Origin of the sequence: Oxynema mangrovii CENA135, assembly GCF_016632315.1 — a bacterium.
Classification (GTDB): domain Bacteria; phylum Cyanobacteriota; class Cyanobacteriia; order Cyanobacteriales; family Laspinemataceae; genus Oxynema; species Oxynema aestuarii.
Genome location: NZ_JAEOXH010000001.1, coordinates 287,329 through 313,297, shown reverse-complemented (window position 1 = coordinate 313,297; position 25,969 = coordinate 287,329). Strand labels below are relative to the sequence as shown.

The window sequence follows — 25,969 nt, the reverse complement described above, 5'->3', positions numbered from 1 at the left end:
CATCACCGATCCGCATTGCACGTGACAGTTAAGTGAAATCAGATGAGCCAGCGAACTCAATTTGCCCGAACTCCCTTAAGCATCGTCTGTCAGTTTTCCCTACTCGTACAGGGATTTGCTTGGATTCCGATCGCCGGATCCCTCGATACTGACTTCAATCGAGCGCAAGCCCAAACCCCTTCCAATCCCATCGACCGCTTGGGGAGCGATGACTTTGTAACCGAACCTGTACCCTCCGAAGCCGCAGACCCCTACAGCGCTCCCGCACCGGAACCCGCTCCCGAACCTTATGCCGCTCCGGCACAAGAGCAATGGCAAGCGGCACCGGAACCCGCTCCCGAACCTTATGCCGCTCCGGCACAAGAGCAATGGCAAGCGGCACCGGAACCCGCTCCCGAACCTTATGCCGCGCCTGTAGAAGAATATATTCCCGCCGAACCGATTGCGGCTCCCCCCCCCGGCGTTTCTCCAGAAACGTACCCGGTCAATCCATCCAATACGCAAGTATCCGGCGACTACGCCAACGTCTATATCGATCCGACGGACTACAGTATCGGCGCGACCGACCAAATCCCTGCCAGTCACTACGCCGAAGCAGAAGAAGCCCCCTCAACCGTGGTTTTCAGCGAAAACTCTACAGGTTGCGAAACGGTTTTACAACCCGGCCAAGTCGTTTCCGGAGCCGGGTGTCAACCCACCGCCGCCGCTTCCGGCACTCCTTACCATCATGGGAATGCCGCCAGTCCTCAGAATTATCCCGTTGCCAACGAGCAACCCTCGGCCTATTCCGCACAACTGAATCCCCAAGGCGGTTATTCCCCTAATCCAATCTCGACCGCTCCAAATAGTTCACCCGTTTATAACCAAGCTGCCCCAGCTTATGGTGTCGCGGCTCAACCCGCTCCATCTCAATCTGCACCGGGTTATAACTATGTCCCGCCAACCCCCACCGGAGAGATCCAACCGATCCCGGTCGGGCCGGTCAGTATCAAACGCAGTGGGATTCATCTGGCGACTAAAGCTTCTGCCAATCACTTCGATACTCGCAAGCTCGCCCGTCCGTCAGGACGTCCCGGTAATGGCGACAAGAGCATGATTTTTCCTCTGTCGATTCCCGCTCCCATTACTTCATTGTTTGGCTGGCGAACTCATCCGATTTTCGGCAACCGTCAATTTCATTCAGGGACGGACTTGGGCGCAGCGATGGGAACCCCCGTCCTGGCGGCTTATACCGGGCAAGTGGCGATCGCCGATTGGTTGGGGGGTTACGGTTTAACGGTCGTTCTCGAACATAACGACGCTACAGAAGAAACCCTCTACGCTCATCTATCCGAATTGCTCGTCCAACCGGGGGAAAACGTCAAACAAGGTCAAGTCATTGGCAGAGTGGGCAGCACGGGGAATTCTACCGGGCCTCACCTTCATTTTGAATGGAGGCAGATGACACCGGAAGGATGGGTGACATTGGATCCGGGAACCCAGTTAGAATATGCGCTCGCTCAGTTAGTAAGGAGTTTGGAAATTGCCGACGCGCAAGGCTCCGATGAGTTAGCACGGACTTCACAGACGCTGCCGAATCTTCCATCCGAGATTTCTGGCCTTTTGAGCGGCGATCGTTTAGTTTCGAGTACGGCCATGCCCGAAATTGTGGTTCCTGCCAACCTCGATCCCGTTCTAGAGCAATTTTTGGCGACTCCTGGCGTCAACTCCGAGCAGCAAACATCGTCTTTACCCCCATCTTCTCCAGCCCCACTGAGTTCCAATCGTCCTCAAAGTTCCTCATAACCTAGCCCGGAGAGGCGATCGGTCGGTCACTGTCTAGCCATATTGCCTGAAAAGCTCCTAAATTAGGAGCTTTTCGCATTTTTCAGAAATTTTGAGACGATTAGATTTCTCAAAAAGACTCCCATCTGCTCAACCCACAACCCACAAAAACCAAACTGCCAGGGCGAAAGCCAAGCCAATCTAAGCCCGCAACACCCCCCGAAAATTTTTTTCAAAAAAGGGTTGACAGAGGCAAAGGGGATTGCTAGATTAGTAAAGCGCTCGAAAGCGGCAGTGCGCCGCAACCGAGCGACCGAACCTAGACAACACAAGAGTTTGACAGTCGGATTGACCGACAAAAACCTCGTCAAAATAACTAAAAAGAGGTCTGAAAAACGACCTCAAAGAACCAAGAGCAAATCAGCTCTTCCGTCCTCATTAACAAGAGGATAACACGGAGAGTTTGATCCTGGCTCAGGATGAACGCTGGCGGTCTGCTTAACACATGCAAGTCGAACGGACTTCCTCGGAAGTCAGTGGCGGACGGGTGAGTAACGCGTGAGAATCTACCTGAAGGATGGGGATAACTGTTGGAAACGACAGCTAATACCCAATGAGCCGAGAGGTAAAAAGGAAACCGCCTACAGAAGAGCTCGCGTCCGATTAGCTAGTTGGGAGGGTAAAAGCCTACCAAGGCAACGATCGGTAGCTGGTCTGAGAGGACGAGCAGCCACACTGGGACTGAGACACGGCCCAGACTCCTACGGGAGGCAGCAGTGGGGAATTTTCCGCAATGGGCGAAAGCCTGACGGAGCAAGACCGCGTGGGGGAGGAAGGCCCTTGGGTTGTAAACTCCTTTTCTCGGGGAAGAAGAACTGACGGTACCCGAGGAAAAAGCCTCGGCTAACTCCGTGCCAGCAGCCGCGGTAAGACGGAGGAGGCAAGCGTTATCCGGAATTATTGGGCGTAAAGGGTCCGCAGGTGGCCATTCAAGTCTGCAGTCAAAGGTCGGGGCTCAACCCCGAAAAGGCTGTGGAAACTGAAAGGCTAGAGTACGGTAGGGGCAGAGGGAATTCCCAGTGTAGCGGTGAAATGCGTAGAGATTGGGAAGAACACCGGTGGCGAAAGCGCTCTGCTAGGCCGAAACTGACACTGAGGGACGAAAGCTAGGGGAGCGAAAGGGATTAGATACCCCTGTAGTCCTAGCTGTAAACGATGGAGACTAGGTGTGGCCTGTATCGACCCGGGCCGTGCCGGAGCTAACGCGTTAAGTCTCCCGCCTGGGGAGTACGCACGCAAGTGTGAAACTCAAAGGAATTGACGGGGGCCCGCACAAGCGGTGGAGTATGTGGTTTAATTCGATGCAACGCGAAGAACCTTACCAGGGCTTGACATGTCGCGAACCCCGGGGAAACCTGGGGGTGCCTTAGGGAGCGCGAACACAGGTGGTGCATGGCTGTCGTCAGCTCGTGTCGTGAGATGTTGGGTTAAGTCCCGCAACGAGCGCAACCCTCGTCCTTAGTTGCCAGCACGAAGGTGGGAACTCTAGGGAGACTGCCGGTGACAAACCGGAGGAAGGTGGGGATGACGTCAAGTCAGCATGCCCCTTACGTCCTGGGCTACACACGTACTACAATGGGAAGGACAAAGAGCAGCAAGCGCGCAAGTGCAAGCGAATCTCGAAAACCTTGCCCCAGTTCGGATTGCAGGCTGCAACTCGCCTGCATGAAGGAGGAATCGCTAGTAATCGCCGGTCAGCATACGGCGGTGAATACGTTCCCGGGCCTTGTACACACCGCCCGTCACACCATGGAAGTTGGCCAGGCCCGAAGTCATTACCCTAACCGTAAAAGGAGGGGGATGCCGAAGGCCGGGCTGATGACTGGGGTGAAGTCGTAACAAGGTAGCCGTACCGGAAGGTGTGGCTGGATCACCTCCTTTAAGGGAGACCCAACTTTGGAAACAGGGAGAGCCAAAAAGAGCCCCTCAAACCAAAGCATCCCGAGGTCGGTCGAGGTCAAAGAAGGAAGATCAAAAAAGAACTGTCAAACTCTTCGTGCGGTTCGCAGCGAGGGCTATTAGCTCAGGTGGTTAGAGCGCACCCCTGATAAGGGTGAGGTCCCTGGTTCGAGTCCAGGATGGCCCACCTAGAACCGGAGGGGGTATAGCTCAGTGGGTAGAGCGCTGCCTTTGCAAGGCAGATGCCAGCGGTTCGAGTCCGCTTACCTCCACCTAACGAATCAAAGTCAAAGGGAATTCAAAACAGCACCCGTCAACTCGAGCAGAGAAACGGACTGCTGGATTGAAAGCCAGCAAAGAACCTTGAAAAAAGCATAGACACCAAGAGAAAAGCATAGGGAAAAAAATCCTAGAAAAGCCAAAAGTGGTCAAGCTACAAAGGGCTAACGGTGGATCCCTAGGCACGTCGAGGCGAAGAAGGACGTGGTGACCGACGAAACGCTCCGGGGAGCTGGAAACAAGCATCGAGCCGGAGGTCTCCGAATGGGGCAACCCCAAGCACGACCCGTCGAATCCATAGACGGGAACGAGCGAACCTGGCGAACTGAAACATCTTAGTAACCAGAGGAACAGAAAGAAAAATCGATTCCCTCAGTAGCGGCGAGCGAAGCGGGAACAGCCTAAACCGAAGACATTAAGTCATCGGGGTCGTGGGACGGCAACAACGAGAGCCGAGGCAGTAGACGAAGCGGCTGAATACCGCACCAGAGGGGGTGAAAGTCCCGTAGTCGAAACCGCCAACGCCTCAGCCGAATCCCGAGTAGCACGGAGCCCGTGGAATTCCGTGTGAATCAGCGAGGACCACCTCGTAAGGCTAAATACTCCGACGTGACCGATAGAGAAACAGTACCGTGAGGGAAAGGTGAAAAGAACCCCGAGCAGGGGAGTGAAATAGAACCTGAACCCGTTAGCCTACAAGCAGTGGGAGGACGATTAAACGTCTGACCGCGTGCCTGTTGAAGAATGAGCCGGCGAGTTATTAGACGAGGCTAGGTTAAGGCCAAAGAGCCGCAGCCCGAGCGAAAGCGAGTCCGAACAGGGCGTTAACAGTCTCGTTTAATAGACCCGAACCCGGGTGATCTAACCATGTCCAGGATGAAGCTTGGGTAACACCAAGTGGAGGTCCGAACCGACCGATGTTGAAAAATCGGCGGATGAGGTGTGGTTAGGGGTGAAATGCCAATCGAACCCGGAGCTAGCTGGTTCTCCCCGAAATGCGTTGAGGCGCAGCGGTCGAAGATGATGACGAGGGGTAAAGCACTGTTTCGGTGCGGGCTGCGAGAGCGGTACCAAATCGAGACAAACTCAGAATACTCGTCAAGAACTCGGCCAGTGAGACGGTGGGGGATAAGCTTCATCGTCGAAAGGGAAACAGCCCAGACCACCAGCTAAGGTCCCCAAATGACCGCTCAGTGATTAAGGAGGTGAGAGTGCAAAGACAACCAGGAGGTTGGCCTAGAAGCAGCCACCCTTGAAAGAGTGCGTAATAGCTCACTGGTCAAGCGCTCTGGCGCCGAAAATGAACGGGGCTAAGCGGTCTACCGAAGCTGTGGAACGAGCAATCGTTGGTAGGGGAGCGTTCCCCGACGGGAGAAGCACTAGCGAGAGCAGGTGTGGACGTCGGGGAAGTGAGAATGTCGGCTTGAGTAGCGCAAACATTGGTGAGAATCCAATGCCCCGAAACCCTAAGGGTTCCTCCGGCAGGTTCGTCCGCGGAGGGTTAGTCAGGACCTAAGGCGAGGCCGAAAGGCGTAGTCGATGGACAACGGGTGAACATTCCCGTACGGATTGAAGTTGGCGCGGGAGGACGGAGCGGGTCGAGACCAGCCGGAAGTTGGTTACCGGTTCAAGTGTTCGAGACGAAGACCGACGGCGAAAACGTCGGGAGTTAAGGCACGAGTACGAGACCTTACGAGGTCGAAGTGGTACAGATCGAACTTCCAAGAAAAGCCCCAACCGCCATAAGCTTCAATTCCCTGTACCCGAAACCGACACAGGTAGGGAGGTTGAGAAAACCGAGGGGCGCGAGCTAACTCTCTCTAAGGAACTCGGCAAAATGGCCCCGTAACTTCGGGAGAAGGGGTGCCCCCTGATGGGGGGTCGCAGTGAAGAGGCCCAGGCGACTGTTTACCAAAAACACAGGTCTCCGCCAAGTCGCAAGACGCTGTATGGAGGCTGACGCCTGCCCAGTGCCGGAAGGTTAAGGAAGTCGGTCAGCCCTGCGGGGTAAAGCTGGCGACCGAAGCCCCGGTGAACGGCGGCCGTAACTATAACGGTCCTAAGGTAGCGAAATTCCTTGTCGGGTAAGTTCCGACCCGCACGAAAGGCGTAACGATCTGGGCGCTGTCTCGGAGAGAGGCTCGGCGAAATAGGATTGTCTGTGAAGATACGGACTCCCTGCACCTGGACAGAAAGACCCTATGAAGCTTTACTGTAGCCTGGAATTGGCTTCGGGCTTCGCTTGCGCAGCATAGGTGGGAGGCGTGGAAGGTTTCCTTGCGGGGAAACTGGAGCCATCCGGTGAGATACCACTCTGGCGAAGCTAGAAGTCTAACCTCGACCCCTAAGCGGGGCGGGGAACCGTTTCAGGTGGGCAGTTTGACTGGGGCGGTCGCCTCCTAAAAGGTAACGGAGGCGCGCAAAGGTTCCCTCAGGCTGGTTGGAAATCAGCCGTCGAGTGTAAAGGCACAAGGGAGCTTGACTGCGAGACCTACAAGTCGAGCAGGGACGAAAGTCGGCCTTAGTGATCCGACGGTTCCGAGTGGAAGGGCCGTCGCTCAACGGATAAAAGTTACTCTAGGGATAACAGGCTGATCTCCCCCAAGAGTTCACATCGACGGGGAGGTTTGGCACCTCGATGTCGGCTCATCGCAACCTGGGGCGGAAGTACGTCCCAAGGGTTGGGCTGTTCGCCCATTAAAGCGGTACGTGAGCTGGGTTCAGAACGTCGTGAGACAGTTCGGTCCATATCCGGTGCAGGCGTAAGAGCATTGAGAGGCGCCCTCCTTAGTACGAGAGGACCGGGAGGGACACACCGCTGGTGTACCTGTTATCGTGCCAACGGTAGACGCAGGGTAGCCATGTGTGGCGTGGATAACCGCTGAAAGCATCTAAGTGGGAAGCCCACCTCAAGATGAGTGCTCTGGTGGAGTTAATCCAGTAAGGTCCCGGGCAGATTACCCGTTGATAGGCGTTAGGTGGAAGTCCTGCGAGGGATGTAGCCGAGACGTACTAACCGACCGAGCGCTTGACCTCTTTTCTCTCTTGGTTGTCTTTGCTTTTTTGAAGGTTTTTCCTTCATTCTCTTTCCGGGTGCCTATGGCCTTGAGGCCCCACTCCGATCCCTTCCCGAACTCGGTTGTGAAACTCAAGTACGGCCACGATACTTGGAGGGTTGCCTCCTGGGACAATAGCTCGCTGCCCGGTTCTTTTTTAGATAAAACCCCTCCACGGAAGTGCAGGGGTTTTCGGGTTTTGGGGCTAGTTGTCGCTTGAGAATACTCACAGTACGGTAGATGATCGTCGCTGAAAAAAAAGAGTGAGAGATTAAGACCACCACCCCATATGTGCATGAGTTCTTAGGTTGGAGATGTGGGGAATGTTGGGGGCGAATAGGACAGAGAAATTTAGGGGAAATTTAGGGGATAGTCTCTTTATTTTATATGAGGAGCTAAAGCAATTATGAGATAATCGGCTGCGATGGTATAATAGTTTTTCTGTGTTGGATATACAAATCTATAGTATGAGGTAGGGCAAGAAGCCCGGCATCACTAAAGCTGTTCAAGAAATAATGATGCCGTGTTATTAAGGTGAGGGGATAATCGTCAACAAACGTGAAAATAATCCTAGCTCCTTTAACAATAAATGGCAGGAAGCTATTCAAAAAGGTCTCCAGTCGAGATAAAAAGGCTCTGGAATTCCTTGATCTTGGCATCTACTCTCCACCAAATATGGATGAAGTTTATCATGAACCTCAACAGTTAAATTTTCTACGTTATTGCCTTTGGCATAAATATTTACACCATAGATTTCGCCCGCCCCTCGGTTTGCATCTACATACCTTGTTCCTCGAAATGCCCCCCAATAAACTGTTACTTCTGTTCCTATGTCCACCGATCCTAAAACAATGCAAGCATCACCAACATAGTCTCTACTTATTGTCAAAGACTGACTCTTGGCTTCAGCTAGATTGGGCACCAAACTCAAAGTGGTGCTAAGTAAGGCGATCGCGCCCGCGCAGAGTTTACCATGATTTATATTCATGTGGTTGTCCTCACTCAAATTCGTATAACTTTTGCCTACGGTAACACTCCTGGCTTCGTTCCGACAGTGATAAAAAGTGATAAAAAGTGATAAAAAGTAACAACTTTTGGCAGGTTGTGGTAGGATGATGGGAAATGTGAGGGCGGAGATAGCCTAGCGGACTGACTCCTTTTGCCAAGAAGTTGCAGGGAACCAGCAAAAGCATACCACGTCCTCCTAACCCTTAGTGAGATTAACATAATAAAGCTGGAGTGGACTTGATAGATGAGGGTTGACGAAGCACTAGCACTTGTGGAAATTGTCCTGGAGGACGATGCTGGTCTCAGTGACGTTCAAGAGTTGATCTTTCGTCAATGTTGGGAAAGAAGACAGTCTTATCAGGAAATCGCTCAAGTCTCTGGATACGATTATGAATATATTAAGGCAACGGGTGCTAAGCTCTGGAAGTTACTCTCAGAAGCATTTGGAGAAAAGGTTAAAAAAGGTAATCTCCAGTCTGTTCTGAAGCGATATTTACGGCGGAATCAAATAACTGTACATCGCGATCGCGTGATTGGCGTGAATCTCAGTGGCGCAACTATTAGTGGGACAAGAGTTGTTGGCAACTTACATGAATCAAACTTTTGTCAAGCCAATTTATACAAAGCAAAAAAACCGGAGGATAAGACTGGATTAGAGGAAGAGGATGTAACCCGGGAACCGGAGGTAAATCCGATCGCCGATTCAGCCGATTCAACTTCTGAAATGCTCTCCTATTCCTGGAACGGTTGGCAGTTTCGATCGCTGGCGGAGGTGAAGATTGCAGAGGCACTCGATCGCGCTGGGGTTCTCTTTTTCCCAAAGGCTACGGCGCGCTTAGCTACTCCAGATGGTAGGCAAAACCAAGACCCTCATTTTCTTATCTGTTACGAAGGCAAGTTAGGTATTCTGGCGGTGGATTTTGAGGAGGCGGATGAGGGGGCAACCGATCGCCTTCTCCAATTTCAGGGGATCCACATTATCCACCATTACAACGTTACCGAATGTAGTGTACAAAGCGATCGGGTAGTCCTGGAGTTTTTGCAACATTTGAGTCAGGCATAAACAAGACCCGCGAGTGCCATCAATTAAAAGGGTTGACAAAAACAACAGAGGATGTGCAGTCAAAAGACGTCTAACGAATAAATAAAAGAGAAACCAGTATGCGCCGTGACGGCCTTAGAGACGACCAATGGGAAAAAATAGAACATCTTCTCCTGGGGAGAAAAGGGTCAGTCGGGGTCACGACCAAAGATAATCGTTTGTTTGTCGAAGCAGTTCTCTATCGTTATCGTGCAGAGATTCCTTGGCGGGATTTACCGGAGCGGTTTGGGGATTTTCGAGTCGTTCATCCTCGGCATACCCGATGGTCTAAAAAGGGGATTGCGAAGCGGGTTTTTGAGGTGTTAGCCGAGGATGTCAACAAGGAATATGTTTCCCTCGATTCAACCCTTGTACGCGCCCATCAACGTCGTGCCGGAGCCCAAAAAACAGCCCACGATCCCTGCGAAACTGAAGCGATAGGCCGGAGCAAGGGAGGATTATCGATTAAGATTCATCTGACTGGGGATGCCCTGGGTCACTCCCACACGATTCGAGCTGACTCCTGGCCAAGCCGACGATTGACAAGGTGCTGATGTCTTGTTGGAAGAGATCGAGCGCATGGGCGCCCTGTTAGCCGCGCGCGCTGATGATGGAGCACAACGAGTTCTCGATCGCCTCAAAGAAACCAACCGAACCGAACAAAGACCCTACGATCGAGAAATGTACAAGTGGCGGCATCTAATTGTTGAAAATTCCAAAAGCTCAAACCATAGAGAGCCATCCACCTCGCTGCTGCTGTCATCTGGCTTAATTGATGCCACACCCTAGAGATCGCCACCTTACTCGTTACGAAGGGATTGAGCCATTAAATATAACTGAGTCCATTCAGAAACTACTTGAGAAACCTTCATCCCTCGATCGCGGGCGATCTCTTCAAAACTATTGCCCGCTTTGAGTGCATTTAAAAATTGACGCTGCTCCGGAGTGAGTCGATCCCAATACTGTTCCCACTGGTTGGGGGTCAGTCCGAGACCGTGTTCGTTTAAACTCGTCTGCAACCAACTCGCCACTAATTCCGGTTCGGTTTTTAAAGAAAAAACGCGAATGGCATGGTAACTGACCTTTTCGCGCAAGCGATAAACTTGACGCACGGGTAAATTCAAAAGCTTAGCGATTTCGTCCTGGGAACGACCTTTTAAATACAAACGCAACCACTCGGCAGCCGTTTCGTCAATATTCTGCTGTAAATACTGCTCGAATTCCTTTTGTACCGAAAGCCGTAACAGTTGCTGTTCTTCCCACAAGGTCGCATCTTCCGCCATCGCGATCGCCTCGGCGTCGAGCAAACTCACCGCTCCGTCCGCATCGTCCGGCGCGATCTCGTCAGACACCAACCGAATTAACTCCGCTTCCGGAACCTGAGTCAACCCGCCACGCTGGGAACGGCGTAAATAATTAAAAAAGCGATAGGCGAGCAGGGGTTGATTGCGTACCGGACGCAAACAATATTCCTCCGTCGTCGCCAACACCAACGCATTGCGAACCCTCGGATCGCGGCTGCAACGACCGATCCAGGCAATTTGCTGCTGCATGTAGCGATCGCGCTCGCACAGTTGGTGAACCACTTCTTGAACTACATCGACCACGGTACGCTGGCGATCGCGACTGAGCGCCACCCACGTCCGAATTTTATTGCGTAACAACACCAAACTCGACAACCGCCGAATCAACTGGGTGTAACCCCGTTCCGGAGACACCCCCAGATAACGCTGTCGCAAAATCTGATAGCGATAATCGATCCCCGAACAAATCGTTTTCAATTTTTCTGGAGAAACCGACTCGAAGCGTTCGCGTTTTTCTCCTAAAAGCCATTCGACAATACTATCTCGAACGCTTTGCGAATATTGCGAACATTCCTCAGCCAGCCGCGATCGCCACTCTCGGGCTAATTGTTCTGACACCATCATAGAGAGGAACTCCTCACCACATCCCTCGGGGATGGAATAATAGGATTTTAGATTTATGATTTTAGATTTATGATTCTAGATTGTCGCTATAACATTGGGATTGATTATCCAGTTTTCTCGTGAAACCTTTTCATCAAAAACAGGTTCATCAAAAACAGGGATAAAATTGATAGCTATCCCTGTTTTTTACGTTCCGTTCGCCAACCCGCTATAAATTGAGTTTCACCTTTTTATTTTGTAATTTCTGCTGCCACCATTGGGTAAAAAACTGCTCTTCTAGAGTCTGTTTCAACTGCCCTTCCAACTTGGCGGGCAAACGGCGTTCCAAACGCAAAATACTGTACCGTCCTTCATGTTCGAGCGGCCCGACAATCTCCCCCGGTTCCGCTTGACGCAGTGCTTCGCGCATCGATGGGGGGAGTTGATTGAGGCCGATCGCCCCCATCATGCCGTTAAACACGCGATCGGCGACGATCGAATGTTCTTTCGCCAACGCCTCGAACGATGGCGGGTTTTCGTCAACTTGACCCTTGAGTTGAGCCGCTTTATCCGCTTCGTTGACGACAATGCGCGACAGCACCACCTGCTCGAAAAACGCTTGATTTTGAGTGAAATAATCGCGAACCTTATCGGCGATCGTCTCCGCTTTTAACTGCTCGACCTTCACCGCCGTCGCCATCTGCTCGCGAAACGTCGCATAGGTCAACCCCTGACTTTGCAACCATTGATTGAACTTTTCCGAGTCGGTCAACTGATTTTGCAGGCGAAAATTGACCATCACCTGTTCCAGACGACTCGGATCGACTTCCAGATCCGATCGCTCTTGCAATTCCCGTTCGAGAATGTACTGGCGCAAAATCCGGGTCAACAATTGCGGCAAATCGCCACTTTTACGCAAATACTCCAGCGCCTGACGCAAAGAAATTTGTTCTTCGTCGATGGTGATAAACTTTTCGGGATCCATGTTCGTTCCACTCCAACCACAACGATCGCAATCGATCCGAGCTATCCTATCTCAAAAGGTGTAGAAAAACTCTACTCTCAACCCTAACGCAGCATTTCCTCGAACTTCTGCTGTTCCCACAGGGACTGATATAAACCGGACTGGCGGACTAACTCGCCGTGGGTGCCCGTCTGCACGATCGCCCCGCGATCCATCACTAAAATCCGATCCGCACTCGCCGCCGCCGACATTTGGTGAGAAATAAACAAAACCGTCTTCTTGTTGGTTCCAGTCGAGAGATTGTGCAGGATATCCGTAGCGGTTTGATTGTCCACGCTGGAAAGGGCGTCGTCAAGAATCAACACGGGAGCGTCGAGTAATAAGGCGCGCGCCAGGGCCATCCGTTGGCGCTGACCCCCGGATAACGTGATGCCCCGTTCGCCGACGAGGGTGTCGTATTGTTGGGGAAAATTGAGAATTTCCTCGTAAATTTGGGCTTGTTTGGCGACATCTTCCACCGCCGCATCGGAGGCGAGGGGGTTACCGTAGCGGATGTTATTGCGGATGGTGGTACTGAACAGGAAGCTTTCTTGGGGGACGTAGGCGATCGCCCCGCGCAAGTCGTTTAAAGCCACTTCCGTAATATCCTGTCCGTCGAGAAACAGTTGACCGGGGGCAATGTCGAGCAGTCGCGGAATGGCGTTGGCTAAGGTGGATTTTCCCGAACCGATCGGGCCGACAATGGCGACGGTTTCGCCGGGTAAGATCTCGAAACTAATGCCATCGAGACTCGGCTGTTTGGCGCCGAAATAAGTATAGACCAGTTCGCGGGCGCTCAAGCGACCCGTGACCGGGGGTTGCAGCGATCGCGCCTTCCTTTCGTCCTGGATGCGCGGTTCGACGGCAAAAATCGATTCGACGCGATCGATGCTGACTTCGCCGCGTTGGTAGGCGGTAATCGTAAACCCGAGTAAGGCGGTGGGAAACACCAGTCCTTCGACATAAAGCAATAAGGAAATAAAATCGCCGATGCTGATGTCGCCGTTGGCGATCGCCCCGGAACCGATGACGAGTAGGATCAGCAGGCTCAAACTGGCGAGACCGCCCAAAATTGGAAAGAGTAAACTGCGTGTTTTAGCCAGTTTTAAGTTCGCCGACAGGAGGCGATCGTTGAGTTGACGAAAAACATTTCTTTCGTTCTCTTCTTGGGCGTAAATTTTAATGGAAGCGATCCCGCTTACATCTTCTTGAATCAGTTCGCTCAAGCTAGACAGTTCTTCTTGGACGAGCTGTTGCTGCGATCGCAGGCGATCGCTGAATAACTGCACCAACATCAACATCACCGGATAGACGGCGATCGCCCACAGGGTGAGTTTGACATCGATTGCCAACATCACGGGTAAGGTCAAGCCGTAAGCAAAAATCGTATTGACCAAACTGAGAACGGCAAATCCCAACAGCCGCCGGATATTGTCTACATCGCTGGTGGCGCGGTTGATCAAGTCTCCGGAGGTGTTCGCCGAAAAATAGGCAGGTTCGAGGCGCAATAAATGTTGAAAGATCCCCTGTTTTAAGTCGAATTCCACTTGACGCCCGACGCCGAATAAGAGCATTCGCGAAGCCACCCGAATCACCCACATGACCGTAGCCAAACTGAGGATGACGAAGACGAAGAATAAAACGCGATCGAAGTCTAAAGAGATTTGCAGGCGATCGACGACATTACCGATCAGGCGACGGATATAAACCGAAAGGGCGTTGACGACGAATAAGGCGGCAATCCCCAAGGCGGCGGTTCGCCAGTGGGGACGCATGTAGGTACCGAGTTTTTGGAGTTGCGATTGCGACATGGAATTTGGGGGAAAAATAATGAGGGCGTGGGAAAACTTGCGAACTCACGAGTCGGGGGTTAGGAGTCAGAGATCCCCAGCTAGAAACTTTAATTGTCCCAACAGTCAGCACACGGGGCAATCCAACCGCGCAAAAAGTAGTATATCAAAGTAAAAAACTCGTCAACCACCTGACTGGTCTGTAAAACACTTTCCGCATTGGGAATGAGTTGTTCGAGTTCGACGACTTCATTTTCGCGATCGCACATCACCGTGTCCAAGGCGGGGGCTCGGGGAATGACGACAAAATTATCCTGAGTGAAGGCGGCAACGACCCGGGGACTATCGACGGAGGAAGAAATCGTCACGATCCGCCTTCCGAGGTCCGTGCGGCGTTCTAAATAGTCTTGCACTTGAGTGGCGGCTTCGCGGACCGTATCCCCTTTTAAGAGGGCAATATCGCCGAGGGGTAAGCCGACGAGGGACGCGAAACGGCGGGCGATCGTTGCCGCTTCCAGATTGGGATTGGGGGTTTGCTGTCCGACGGTCCAGGCGAAGGGGGTGGAGCGACCGACGACGATCGCCTGGGGAACTCGTCCGGCGGTTCGCAACTCGTTATAAACTCTGGCCATTTCAACGATGCGGGCGCTCGTTTGTTGGGCGACCACATCCGGTTGATAGCGTAAAAACGGTTGGGTGGTGCCTTTGGAGAAGAGAACGATCGCGTCCGCCTCAGATACCGTTCTGGTCGTACAAACATTAGTTTGAACTGCCAAATTGGAGCGAATCAGACCATATTCGTATCGGTCGGCTAACCAAGGAATACTTGACAGCAGTAAAATCGCGACCGCAGCCCAAATTAATTTGGATTCTTTCTTTTTTTTGGTTCCTAAAATTAAGAGTAATAAGGTCAAACCGAGGGGTTTGAGCGGCAGAGAAATAATATTCCAAATCGTAGCGATACTGCGATCGGTGGGGAAGAAAAACGCCAAAATAATTACGGTCAAGAGAATAGCCCCTCCCAACCAAGTCAGATATTCTTTGGGAATCAGGCGCAGGAGGACGAACCAAATCGCCAAACCGAGCAGAACCCAAAGCAAAATTTGGGCGATCAGCAGAAACATCGGTGAAGGTCCTTAAGGCGCAAGGGGTCGGCAGGATTCATCGGGAGGGCGTAACGAGGGCGTCGGGGGTCGCGACTCTATTTGTTGGGGGTTTAGTTGACAGTTTAGACGTCTCCGGCTCGAAGGGGTTAGGCGGATCGGTTTCCCTCGAATGACGAAAATTGAGGGGGCGGGTTGCGCCGGGACGGGCGATCGCGCGATCGCGCCCCCTTCTGTGTCTGTGGAGCGTATTGCGTTTTGTAAAAGGTTATCCGATCGCCCGTTCTCAATTTTTCTTTATAAAACTATGTTTTTCTTACGTTTTCTCGATCCTTTCTCAAAGTAAGATTTGAAATCAGGGGGAAAGCCAAGAGAAAAGAGATCCTCGACCGAGGCGATCGAGCGCAATTTGGGGGCAAAGCAGCCATGGGCGATCGCCAGTATCCTCGGGATCGACAGCCACCGAAACCAAAGGGTTCATAAATCTTTAGAAAAAATGGCAGCACTTATCGGTCAATTTCCCCCGAATAGAGGGGCATTCTAAGCAAGAGGAAGAAAGGCGCGATCGCCCCAGATCCCCCGAAGCCTCGGTCTCGGCGACGGCCAAACAACGAGCGAAATCCACTCACCCAACGGTTCTCAAAAACTCGAAAGCAGATGTCGATCGACTATTTACTCGAACTTTACGAGAAAGGAATTAGAGACTTTTCGGGTCTTGACTTGCGAGGGCAAAACCTCAGTGGCATCACCTTCGTGCAAGTCAACTTATCCAATGCTTACTTGGATGGAGCGGACTGCACTCGTGCCTTTTTAACCAAAGCCAACCTCAGCCACGCCGCTTTAAATCGGACGAATTTAAGTTTTGTCAAACTCAGCGACGCCGATTTAACGGGCGCCCAATTGAGAAAAGCCGACCTTCACGGAGCCTTTCTGGTGAAATCCCGATTGTCCGAAGCGCAAATGAGCGGGGCAAATTTGGCGGGCGCCAACTTGCGCGAAGCCGATTTGAGCGGGGCGAACTTGTGCGGGGCGAATTTAGAAGGGATTAACTTGCGCGGGGCCAATCTGAAGGGGGCAAATTTGCGCTGGGCGAACTTAGGGGGAGCGCGCTTGAGCGGGGCTTGTTTGCAAGGGGCCTGCTTGACCGGAGGGCAACTGACAGGCGCTTTTTTAAACGGAGCGGATCTCGAAGGCGTCGATCTCGACGGCGTAAATTTGAGCTGGGCGAAATTGAATGGGGCGAACTTGGCGGGGGCAAAGTTGATGTCGGCTAACTGTTGGGGAGCGAAATTGCGCAACGTCAACTTGACCGGAGCGAATTTAAGCGGGGCGAATTTAACCCGGGCGTTTTTAGAAGGGGCTCAATTGCGAGCGGTGAATTTGAACGAAGCGATCGTCGAGGATCGCCCTTCACACCGGACGATCGCCTCGCCGGGTTGGGAGGGGCGACGCTCGCTTTCGATGCCCCATCCTGCTTGGAAAGCCCGGGAAACCACAGTGAGCGTGGGTTGTTGAGAGATGGGTTAGCGGCGGCGATCGAGTTCTTGTTCGATCGCCGCGACCACCGTTTTAATCGTCTGCACGCGAGCGTAGTATTTATTATCTCCCGCGACCACGGTCCACGGCGCTAACGGCGTGCTGGTGCGCTGGATCGTCTGATTGACCGCCACGTAATACAAGGGCCAGCGATCGCGGTTGCGCCAGTCTTCCTCCGTAAGCTTGTGCTGTTTGAACGGATTGTCCTGTCGCTCTTGGAAGCGGCGCAATTGTTCTTCCGCACTGATATGCAGCCAGAACTTGAGCAGGACGTAGCCCGCATTGACGAGTTGTTCCTCAAACTCATTAATTTCGCGATAGGCGCGCCGCCATTCCGGTTCCGTGGCGAACTCCTCGACCCGTTCGACCAAAACGCGACCGTACCAACTGCGATCGAAAATACCGAAACTGCCCGCCGTCGGTAAGCGCCGCCAAAACCGCCACAGATAGTGATGGGCTTTTTCTTCGTCAGTCGGCGCCGCAAACGCACTGACCACGTAACTGCGCGGGTCGAGAATATCGGTGAGGCGTTTGATCGCGCCCCCTTTCCCCGCCGCATCCCAGCCTTCAAACAAGGCAATCACCGGGATTTGCAACTCGTGCATTTTGAGCTGGAGTTCTCTGAGTCTGACCTGTTCCTGGCGCAATTGCTTCTTATACTCGGCTTTGGTCAAACTTTGGGATAAGTCTACCTGCCCCAGAAAATCCGGTTCCGTCGGATGCAGTTCGGTTTGGGCGGGTAAACTCGGCGGTGGAACCTGACAGTAACGCAAGTCGAGCGCTTCCGTAATCGTCGTCGCCATTTTGGTCAGCACTTTGACCCGGGTCCAGCGCTTGCAGTCCCCTTCCACCAAAGTCCACGGGGCCGGTCCGGTACTGGTATGGATGACCATTTCTTCGGCGAGGGCGGCGTAGTGCTGGTAATTTTTAGCTTGTTGCCAGTCTTCCGGACGGACCCGCCAGGAGTCGAGGGGGTCGGCGGCGGCTTTTTTGAGGCGTTTTTTGAGTTCCTTGCGGCTGAGGTGAATCCAAAATTTGGCGATCGCCGCGCCGTCGTCGAACAGTTGGCGCTCGAATGCATTGATTTCGCGCATTAACATCGGAATTTCCGAATCGTCCACCCGTCCGAACAACCGATCTTCTAAAACGTGGGTGTACCAACTGTGGTAAAAAAAGCCGATGGTGCCGTTGGCGGGTAGTTTTTGCCAAAATCGCCACAAAAGCGGAAATTGGCGCTCTTGCTCGCTCGGAGGCCAAATGGGATGCACGATAAAGCCGCGCGGATCCATGTAGCCGACCATTTTCTGAACCAGAGACCCTTTACCCGCCGCCGCCCATCCTTCGAGGACGATAATCACGGGTAATTTTTTGTCGCGGCAGGCTTTTTGCAGTTGGCGCAATTGCCGCATTAACGATTCGATCTGTTCTTTGTAGCTGGGTTTGTCGAGAGAAAGGCTTAAATCGAGAGTGTCTAACATGTCGCTCGTCGAACGATGAAAAAGATGGGCGCTTGGCATCGGCAATGCCTTTAAAAGGCTAGCGAATGTCGGGCGATCGCGCTGCGATCTCGAACACAGAAGTTCGGAGAAAAATCGCGGTTTCAGGGACGGCGATCGCCCTTTTCGGGTTCGCCGCCTCACTCGCCGAAAATCTAAAATCTAAAATGCAGTGAACCCAGAGAAAGGATCGAGGGGCGTGGAAGAACAACAGCATCATCTCAACTCCATCGTCAAAGAGATTGGCGAAGCCGTGTTGGCGACGACGGAAACCGTGGAGCAATTGGCCCGGCGGGTGGACGATTTGGCGGTGCAGGTGAAACAGCAAAGCCAGCAAGTGCAACAACAGGGCTATCAGATTTTTGCGTTGTGCGATGCGGTGCAAACTTTGGCCGAAGGGCAGGATCGATCGCTGGAACGGTTGGTGCAATTGACCGACAGCGTGGAACGGCTGTTAGGGGCGATCGTCGAGGAAGAAGAGGAACCGACGAAGTAAAGTTAAGGGGACGGGGTTTGCCAGATGTAAAGCTTTCCCCCGTCGTCTCCGGCGATCGCGGTGCGCCCGTCGGCGCTAAAGGTCAGGGAACGAATGCCGTCGGTCGCATCGGGCAAGGTTTCGACGAGTTCCCCGGTGTTGAGATTCCACAGTTTGACGGTGGTATCGCCGCTTCCACTGGCGAGGTAACGTCCGTCTGGGGTAATGGCGATCGCGCTGACTTCCCGTTGGTGACCGTCGATGCGCCGGGTCAGCGATCCGGTGGCGACATTCCAGAGTTTAATCTCGTTAGAATTGCTGCTGACGAGGGTGCGTCCGTCTGGGGTGAAGGCGAGGGCTTCGACGTAGGGGGTGTTACCGGGCAATTCCTGAATGATATTTTGGGTAGCGACATCCCACAGTTTGATCGTTTGGTCGGCGCTTCCACTGGCGAGGGTTTGCCCGTCGGGACTCCAGGCGATCGCCAAGACGCGATCGGTGTGTCCGGTGAGGGTGTAGCGCGTTTCTCCGGTGTCGAGATCCCAAATGCGGATGCTGCGATCGCTCTCGTAGACTCCTCCCGCCCCACTGGCGAGCCAGCGACCCCGAGGATCGAAGGCGACGGTTCGCACTTGGTCGCGGTGACCGTACAAATTTCGCTTGACGCGACCGTTGCTTAAGTTCCACAGCAGAATTTGATTGTCCGCACTGCCACTGGCGAGGGTTTGCCCGTCGGGACTGACCGACAGACTCCATACCGGACCGCCATGACGGGCGAGGCGGCGGATTTCCTCTCCGGTCTCGACGTTCCATAATTCGATCTCGTTTTCGGCGCTGCTGGTGGCGACGATACCGCGATCGCTGGCGACGGCGACGGCGTAAACGGGTTTGGGATGAGCGGCGATCGCCCGTTGCAGGGTAAAGGTTTCAGGAGATGTCGTCGGAGTCGGCGTCGGGGTCGCGGTCGGGGTCGGCGTTGCGGTTGGTGTCGGCGTCGCGGTTGGTGTCGGCGTCGGCGTCGGCGTCGGATTGGGGGAGGAGGGAGCAGAAGGGGAAGCCGTCGGCACTTCGGTCATCGGTTCGGGCGATCGCGTAGGGTCTCCAGAGGAGAATTGCCCCCCTTGACGTTGCTGGGAGACGACTTGAACGCCGATAAAGCCTAAAAGGGCTAACATTCCCGCCAGAATCCACGATCGCCCCCGAGTTCCCGGGATTTGTGTCGTCGTCGTCGGAGGGTTATACGCTTGACGGTTAACCGCCAAAGTGGCTGCAGTGGCACTCGGGGAAGCCGTCGATCCGCTTGCAGTAGTACTGGGGAGCAGGGTATCGAGGCGTTTGAGTAACTCCACCGTCGTTTGGGGGCGATCGCCCGGTAACAGTGCCATCAACTCATCGAGTAAATCGGCCAACTCGGACGAGACTCCCGGCGCACTGTCGCGCCACAACAGCCGACCCGATCGCGGATCTTCCTGAAAGTCCGTGGGAGCTTTGGCGGTCAGTAAAAAAACAAACGTGCGCCCTAACGCAAAAAAATCCGATTGCGGGCGGGCGCGACCCATGGCCTGTTCCGGAGCGGTATATCCGGCGGAGACGATCCCCGTCACGGGTTTGCCTTGCCCAACTTTTTGCAAATATGTTGCACTGACTTCCCGGGCGGAGCCAAAATCGATCAACGTTAAATGTCCGTCGGGTTTGAGGATGATATTCGACGGTTTGATATCGCGGTGAAAAAAGTTCTCTTGGTGGACGTAATGCAAGATCGTCACCAACTCGCGCAACCATTCCAAGGCGGAGGGTTCGTCGAGGGGGCGATCGCCTCGGGAGTGCAACCACTGACTCAAGTCCTCGCCTTCGACATATTCCATCACCAACCCGTGGAGCGATCGCCCACCATTGCGCAGGGGAAAGCTAAAATAGCCGTCCCCTTTGGGAATTCCGGGACGGTCTAACGATTGCAACAGTTGAGCTTCTTGCTGAAACAGGGAAACCGCTTTCGGGTCTCGTGCGGTCAAAATTTTGAGGACTTTGCGACCCGAACCGTCCGTGACTTCGTAAGTGCGCCCGAATCCTCCCTGACCCAGTTCGCGGACGACGCGGTAGCAATCGGCAAATAGCAGCGAGGTGCCGCAACTTTGGCAAAAGCCGACCGTATCGGGATTGTGCGGATGGGAACACTCGGGATTAATGCACAGGGACATAAGGCAAATGTTACCGATGGGAATAAAAGGGGGGATCCTCCGATCGCGCGATTCTCCTTTGGAGACGATGAGCGCGATCGCCGTTTCAGCGTCATCCCTGGAAGCTCAATTATTATTTTCCGGGGTCGGCGTCGTTGGCGAACCGGATTCGGAAGACGGCGGGCGATCGGGTTGTGCGGGGGGTAGGGGGAGGGCTTCTCCGGCTTGTTTTAAACGGACAAACAGGTGATGGCGGAGGGTGCGATCGTTCTCCACCGCCATTCTCAGACCGATCGCGCGAATTGCATCGAGGAATGCCCCTTGTTGGGTCGGTAGGCGCAACTCAGGCGCGTTGAGTGCGAGCAAATTTTCGACATCGATAAAAACGTAACCGTTGCTGGGGGTCGGTTGCGCCGGAACCGTGGTTTGAAATAACGTGTTTGTCCTTAACGAGGTTTCGGGTTTGGGAACGATGCGATCGACCGCAGGAGCGCCTACAGTTAAAAAGGCGACATTGCCATCCAACCAACCCCGCGTTACGGTCAGCGAACCTTGGGGCGATTGCCAGGTCACCAGTTCGCGATCGCCGATCGTTTCTCGACTCAGTTTAAATTGATACTCGTCTTGCATTCGTTCGTCGAGTTGGGCCAGGGTTTCTTCCCCCACTCTGACGTCACTCGCTTGCACCATCAGGACGACGCTTGCGGGAAATGCAGACTGATTGTCTTCGGCGGGGGGAATGATGGCGAGGGCAAATTCTCCCGCCATCCAACTGAGTAAATCTTGTTCTAAATCGAGGTTCGTCGTGGTTTTAATCGCCGTTTGCAACCACTGCGGGTTAATCACCGCGATCGGGTTCACGTCGATTTCGGCGACGTAATCGTTCCACAACCCTTGTAAGTTACTGCCGACGATCGCGATCGACATGGCCGCAGGCAGGCGATCGGCCATCATTTTAGCCTTATTCTCGACGCTGTAGGTTCTCTCGCTGTTCGGTCGGCGCCACATCGCACTGTCGAAGGCAATCCCGTCATTCTCGATCGTCGCCGTCGCCGCAAACCCCTGATTGGGTTGTAGTTTCGCAATTTCATCGATCCTGGAATTTTGACGGTTGAGCGAAGCCACCGCCGAAGCGACGGGGATATTAACGAAAACACGGGCAAAGGCACGATCGCCTTCCAGTTTTTGCCAAATTTTACCCGCGTTCGGCAAATCCGCCAGGGAAAGCGCCCCTTTGTACGTATCGACGGTGCGATCGATCCCGTAGCGACTGTTGGCGACCGCTAAAAATTTGCCGTCGAGCACGGTGACTGCATACAGATCGCTGTCGGTACCGGGATTTTCTTTAATCTCGACCCCTTTATATTCCCGAGTGGTCCAGGCGCCACTTTGCGGCGTCGGCGCGTTTTCTAAAACTTGTTGGGCCCGGGATGCATTGGCGATCGGTAAGAGTAACACGATCGATTCATTCCCCCGAGGAATGCCAGTCAGGGAGGGACTTTCGGTATTCTCCTCGCCGTTTTGTTCCGGTTCGCCGTCGCCGTCGGAATTGGCGGTCTCTCCCTCGCCTTCACTCTCGGAGACCTCTACCGGAATCGGCGGTAAAAAGGCGATCGTGATTTCTTTACCCACCCACGGTTCGATATCTTCTTGGTAGTTATAGCCGTTGTCGCTTAAGAGGCGATCGCGCAGGGTCAACAGTTGTTCGTCAAACCAGGCTTGACTTTCCGGCGTCCCGAACTGTCTGAGTTTCTCCCACTGCCGAGGATCCGTAGACAGAGAAATACTCATCAAGGCTTCGTTAGGAACTAAGGTGGTTCCCGAAGGCAGTCGGGCCGACGGTTGTTGTTTCCACAGAAACCACAACGCCGCCACGCCGCCACCGACCAACAACCCAACTCCCGCTACGGCAACCGCTAGAGGTATTTTTTGAGGGGTTTGATTCTCGGGTTTAGATTCAGATTTACTTTCAGACATGAAGTTCACACAGCCTCGGCAGTGCAATGTTAATTTAGCAGGTCTTCGTCGTACCGCAGACCGAACGGTTTGTGGCTGAGGGGGCCGCCTTAGCCGCTTTCCGATGCCGGATCGAAAATACCCTAGGTCAGGATACCCGACATCAATTTAGCAGTTCCTCGTCCGCACGCCTGCCCCGAATTTATTCCTATTTTGGGGGCGCCATCCAGCCGGGGCGATCGCTCACTCCAGACTCTAGATTGGTAGAAATTAGGGGAGTGACGAGAAATGTGTGTATTTTTCGCTAGATTTTGAAGCGATCCGTATGAGGAGCGCGGGCGATCGCTAAAATTAAGAAGATTTAGCCTGTGGCGATCGCACTTATTATCCTTGAAGGTTGTATGGGTTCAGCGCGGAGTCGGCGATCGCCTCGAACTTCTGTGCTATTACTCCCCTAAAATTAAGAACGTTCAGGTCGCGATCGACCCGTCAAATCTTGCGGTTTCTCTGGCTGTCAAGCTGTTTTATTTTTCAGTCAAATTCCTTTTAAAAAATACTCATGAATAAAAACCGTTTGTCCGATCGACACTTCCTACAAATGTCCCACAGTCCCCGTCAAGAATTAGAAGTCTCTATCCCCCTCGTGTTAACGCTTGCTGCCGGATTGACTGGGGTAATTTACGCCATTTTTCTCGAACGCCGACAAACGTATCTCGGGACGTTACTTTACGATCGCGGTTTTACTCAAGTTGCCGTCGTTTTCTTTGCCGGAATTGTTTTATCCTTTACTGTTTTAAAATTTGTCAAACTGCAACGGGAGTTTTTTGCCCTTCGTGAAAACTGGGTTGCTGTCGATTTAGACTGGCACGATCCTCAATCCCCTCTATTATTTCGCTTGCAGGAAAGATTACTCGCCGATGGTAGCGCGATCGCCCGCCGTTGCGCTCGCGCGATCGCCGCTTATATTCATTCTGGAAATCGTAAAGCCGCCGCCGAACTCGCCCTCGATGATTCGTCTTTTTACTTAAGCGCCTCGGAGTCATCTTATTCCCTTCCTAGAATTTTAGTATGGGCGATTCCTTTATTAGGATTTATCGGTACGGTGATCGGGATCAGTCAAGCGGTTACTGGGTTTTCTGGCTTTTTAGAAGAAGCCGGAGAAATCGACCAAATTAAAGAAGGGATTGGCACGGTAACTAGTGGTCTTGCCGTCGCTTTCGACACCACGTTAGTTGCTTTATTTTTAAGCGTTCTCGTGATGATTCCTTTGGTTTTAGTCGAACGCTTTGAATCTCGGTTATTATTGGCGATGGATATCTATTTAAACGATCGCCTTCTACCTCGTTTTAAAGACAGTGGAACGCCTTTAGAAAACGAACAGTTAACTCAAGTCATCGATGCGGCGATCGCCCGTCATTTACCCAGTCCAGAAGCTCTCATCGATCCGGCAAGAACCTATGCAGAACGCGCCGCCGAAGTTTTATCGCAGACATTTATCGCTCAACTCAACACCGTACAAACTCAGCACGAGAGACTCATAGAAAGACTGGATCGCTTACAAGAAAAAACCTTGGAAGAACGAGAAGCATTTGAGCTTAGTTTTTCTGAAAATGAAGAAAATTATCGACAGGCGATCGCCGATTTAATTGCGGAAATTAATGGCACTTATCGCAAAGTTTCCGAAGAAATGGAAGCAGGAAATCGGGCGATCGCGCAAAACTTAATTCAACAAGCCGAGAAAATCGGCGATCGTCTCGAACATGCGTCTAAATCTCTCGACAGTCGCATCGCACTTTTGGAAAAGTCAAAAACCAATATTGCTCAAATTTTAGAATTACAAGAACGATTAGATAAAAATCTGCGATCGATTGCCAGAGACGGTCACATAGAAGCAGTTTTAGCAGAAATTAGAGAACATTTAGCCGAACTTAAACCCCTGTTAAAACAATTGAACAAACCCCGTCGTATCACTTTAGTTGAAAGTGAAGATAGCATCGAGTAGTATTTTAGGAGGTATTTTATGTACAGGCGTCGCTTTACCCGGCGATCGATCCAAATCGAACTGTTTCCCTTTTTATCTGTTCTCGCCTGCACGATCGGAACTTTAATTTTATTAATTATTGTCGTGTCTACACAAATTTTAGGCAACGAACGGGAAGTGACCATTATTGCGCGGGGAGAAACCGGAACCAATGAGAGTAAAACCCCGCGATATATTGAATGTCAGCAAGATGGGGTTATTATTTACCCCCATCAAACCTTCGTTCCCTTAGCTGAAATTGACCGTCCCGATTCGGCGTTAGTCCAATTACTCGATGAAGTCGAGAAAAACCGCGATCGCCAATATTTAATCGTCACCATGCGTCCCCAAGGAATTGAAGTTTTTAAACGAGTTAGGGAGGCGATCGAACGTCGGGGAATTGATATCGGTTACGAACCCCTCGATGAAGGATGGCGCTTAAAAATTGAAGATGAAATTGAGAGATTATAAATTGAGAGATTGTAAATTGAGAGATTGAGATGAGAAGAAGACGCCGAATTCGACAATCTGGGATCCCCGGACAAAACTTAGATTCCTTTTTAGATATCCTTACTAACACCGTCGGTGTCTTAATGTTTGTCGGCTTATTTATTAGTATTGTTGCCGTAGAATCCGGGACGATCGTGCGGACGCCGATTGTTTCGGAAACTCGTAAAAACGCCCATTTTTTTGAATTTAGAAATAATCGAATTTATTTTATTGATAAACAAGAAGCCGAACGAGAAATTAATCAATTTTTCCAATCTTTACCCCAATGCTACGAACCTTACGTTCCTCCAGCCGTCGATCCGGCGATCGTCCCTTATTATTTGGATTTAATTGAAGAATATCGTCGTTGTTTGAATGCAAAAACTGCAAGAGTGGAGCAGTTTTCGGCTGAAACTCCCGCCTATGAAGTCCGAATTAAACTCAATCCTAACGGACTCATTTATTTACCAAAACCTGAGTTTTCAGGTGAAACCCCTCAAGAACTGCGATCGCCAGATTCTCGATTTAAACAAACCTTAAAACAGTTCGATCCGAAAACGGATTATCTAGCATTTATTGTCAGACCGGATAGTTTTGAAGCCTTTCGTGCAGCCAGAAAACAAGCCTGGAACGACGGATTTGATGTTGGTTGGGAACCCCTAGAACCCGATAGTATTATCGTTTTTGGTTCCGGAGGACGGGCGATCGGAGTTCAGTAATTTGGGTGGGATAGACGCTTCAAACGCATAAATTATTGGCATAAATTATTATATTATTTTTGATCGTCATAAAATGCACTCAATCAATTTGTCATTTCTGTGGAACGGGAATCGAGCAATTGCGTAACTCGCGACATCGAGCATTTCTCTA

General features: G+C 52.2%; 16 protein-coding genes, 2 tRNA genes and 3 rRNA genes. 13 read left to right on the top strand and 8 right to left on the bottom strand.

What is annotated here, in order from left to right:
• Positions 1-42 precede the first annotated feature (42 nt).
• From JJD41_RS25530 to rrf, 6 genes are all read left to right on the top strand, one after another.
• Positions 43-1,785, top strand: a complete 1,743-nt coding sequence (locus JJD41_RS25530; protein WP_305082415.1) for a M23 family metallopeptidase — start codon at positions 43-45, stop codon at positions 1,783-1,785.
• Between the two features lie 430 nt (positions 1,786-2,215).
• A 16S ribosomal RNA gene (locus JJD41_RS01250) occupies positions 2,216-3,705 on the top strand.
• 131 nt (positions 3,706-3,836) lie between these two features.
• A tRNA-Ile gene (locus JJD41_RS01245) sits at positions 3,837-3,910 on the top strand.
• 12 nt (positions 3,911-3,922) lie between these two features.
• Positions 3,923-3,995: transfer RNA gene (locus JJD41_RS01240), tRNA-Ala, on the top strand.
• Between the two features lie 154 nt (positions 3,996-4,149).
• Positions 4,150-7,038 (top strand): 23S ribosomal RNA (locus JJD41_RS01235).
• A gap of 53 nt (positions 7,039-7,091) precedes the next feature.
• A 5S ribosomal RNA gene (rrf, locus tag JJD41_RS01230) occupies positions 7,092-7,209 on the top strand.
• Together the 16S, 23S and 5S rRNA genes with 2 tRNA genes alongside form the textbook arrangement of a ribosomal RNA operon.
• Before the next feature lie 453 nt (positions 7,210-7,662).
• Here the strand turns inward: rrf and JJD41_RS01225 are convergent.
• Positions 7,663-8,046 carry a hypothetical protein gene (locus JJD41_RS01225; RefSeq protein WP_200664366.1) on the bottom strand — a complete coding sequence of 128 codons (384 nt, stop codon included), beginning with the start codon at positions 8,044-8,046 and terminating at the stop codon, positions 7,663-7,665.
• A 264-nt stretch (positions 8,047-8,310) separates the two neighbouring features.
• Here JJD41_RS01225 and JJD41_RS01220 point away from each other — a divergent pair, with 264 nt between their 5' ends.
• Both JJD41_RS01220 and JJD41_RS25590 read left to right on the top strand, forming a co-directional pair.
• Entirely contained in the window at positions 8,311-9,129 is an 819-nt protein-coding gene (locus tag JJD41_RS01220; protein WP_200664365.1) for a hypothetical protein, read from the top strand.
• 98 nt (positions 9,130-9,227) lie between these two features.
• Positions 9,228-9,701, top strand: coding sequence for an IS5 family transposase (locus JJD41_RS25590; protein ID WP_200664364.1), 474 nt, complete (start codon positions 9,228-9,230; stop codon positions 9,699-9,701).
• 246 nt (positions 9,702-9,947) lie between these two features.
• Here JJD41_RS25590 and JJD41_RS01205 read toward each other — a convergent pair whose 3' ends face one another.
• The 4 genes from JJD41_RS01205 to JJD41_RS01190 form a co-directional block, all read right to left on the bottom strand.
• The gene (locus tag JJD41_RS01205; protein ID WP_200664362.1) at positions 9,948-11,075 is read right to left on the bottom strand and encodes a HetZ-related protein 2; all 1,128 of its coding nucleotides are present in this window, start codon (positions 11,073-11,075) and stop codon (positions 9,948-9,950) included.
• A gap of 208 nt (positions 11,076-11,283) precedes the next feature.
• Positions 11,284-12,039, bottom strand: a complete 756-nt coding sequence (locus tag JJD41_RS01200) for a peptidylprolyl isomerase (RefSeq protein ID WP_200664361.1) — start codon at positions 12,037-12,039, stop codon at positions 11,284-11,286.
• A gap of 83 nt (positions 12,040-12,122) precedes the next feature.
• Entirely contained in the window at positions 12,123-13,868 is a 1,746-nt protein-coding gene (locus JJD41_RS01195; RefSeq protein WP_200664360.1) for an ABC transporter ATP-binding protein, read from the bottom strand.
• Positions 13,869-13,957: 89 nt separating this feature from the next.
• Positions 13,958-14,971: an ElyC/SanA/YdcF family protein gene (locus JJD41_RS01190; RefSeq protein ID WP_200664359.1), complete on the bottom strand. Its 1,014-nt coding sequence runs from the start codon at positions 14,969-14,971 to the stop codon at positions 13,958-13,960.
• Between the two features lie 636 nt (positions 14,972-15,607).
• Between JJD41_RS01190 and JJD41_RS01185 the strand changes: the two genes are divergently transcribed.
• Positions 15,608-16,465 carry a pentapeptide repeat-containing protein gene (locus JJD41_RS01185; protein WP_200664358.1) on the top strand — a complete coding sequence of 286 codons (858 nt, stop codon included), beginning with the start codon at positions 15,608-15,610 and terminating at the stop codon, positions 16,463-16,465.
• An 8-nt stretch (positions 16,466-16,473) separates the two neighbouring features.
• Here the strand turns inward: JJD41_RS01185 and pap are convergent, their stop codons facing one another.
• A complete protein-coding gene (gene pap / locus JJD41_RS01180) occupies positions 16,474-17,964 on the bottom strand; it encodes a polyphosphate:AMP phosphotransferase (protein ID WP_200664357.1) in 1,491 nt (496 codons plus the stop codon).
• Between the two features lie 217 nt (positions 17,965-18,181).
• Between pap and JJD41_RS01175 the strand changes: the two genes are divergently transcribed.
• Positions 18,182-18,478, top strand: a complete 297-nt coding sequence (locus JJD41_RS01175; protein ID WP_200666964.1) for a hypothetical protein — start codon at positions 18,182-18,184, stop codon at positions 18,476-18,478.
• A gap of 2 nt (positions 18,479-18,480) precedes the next feature.
• On the opposite strand, the gene JJD41_RS01170 is transcribed toward JJD41_RS01175, so the two are convergent.
• A complete protein-coding gene (locus tag JJD41_RS01170) occupies positions 18,481-20,655 on the bottom strand; it encodes a serine/threonine-protein kinase (RefSeq protein ID WP_200664356.1) in 2,175 nt (724 codons plus the stop codon).
• Positions 20,656-20,760: 105 nt separating this feature from the next.
• On the bottom strand, positions 20,761-22,611 hold the full coding sequence (locus JJD41_RS01165) for a DUF3352 domain-containing protein (RefSeq protein WP_200664355.1): 1,851 nt from the start codon (positions 22,609-22,611) through the stop codon (positions 20,761-20,763).
• A gap of 538 nt (positions 22,612-23,149) precedes the next feature.
• Between JJD41_RS01165 and JJD41_RS01160 the strand changes: the two genes are divergently transcribed.
• The 3 genes from JJD41_RS01160 to JJD41_RS01150 are packed head-to-tail and all read left to right on the top strand — an operon-like array spanning position 23,150 to position 25,818.
• Positions 23,150-24,592, top strand: coding sequence for a MotA/TolQ/ExbB proton channel family protein (locus tag JJD41_RS01160; RefSeq protein ID WP_200664354.1), 1,443 nt, complete (start codon positions 23,150-23,152; stop codon positions 24,590-24,592).
• 18 nt (positions 24,593-24,610) lie between these two features.
• Positions 24,611-25,081, top strand: coding sequence for a hypothetical protein (locus JJD41_RS01155; protein ID WP_200664353.1), 471 nt, complete (start codon positions 24,611-24,613; stop codon positions 25,079-25,081).
• Between the two features lie 29 nt (positions 25,082-25,110).
• A complete protein-coding gene (locus JJD41_RS01150) occupies positions 25,111-25,818 on the top strand; it encodes a hypothetical protein (protein WP_200664352.1) in 708 nt (235 codons plus the stop codon).
• The last annotated feature ends 151 nt before the right edge of the window (positions 25,819-25,969 follow it).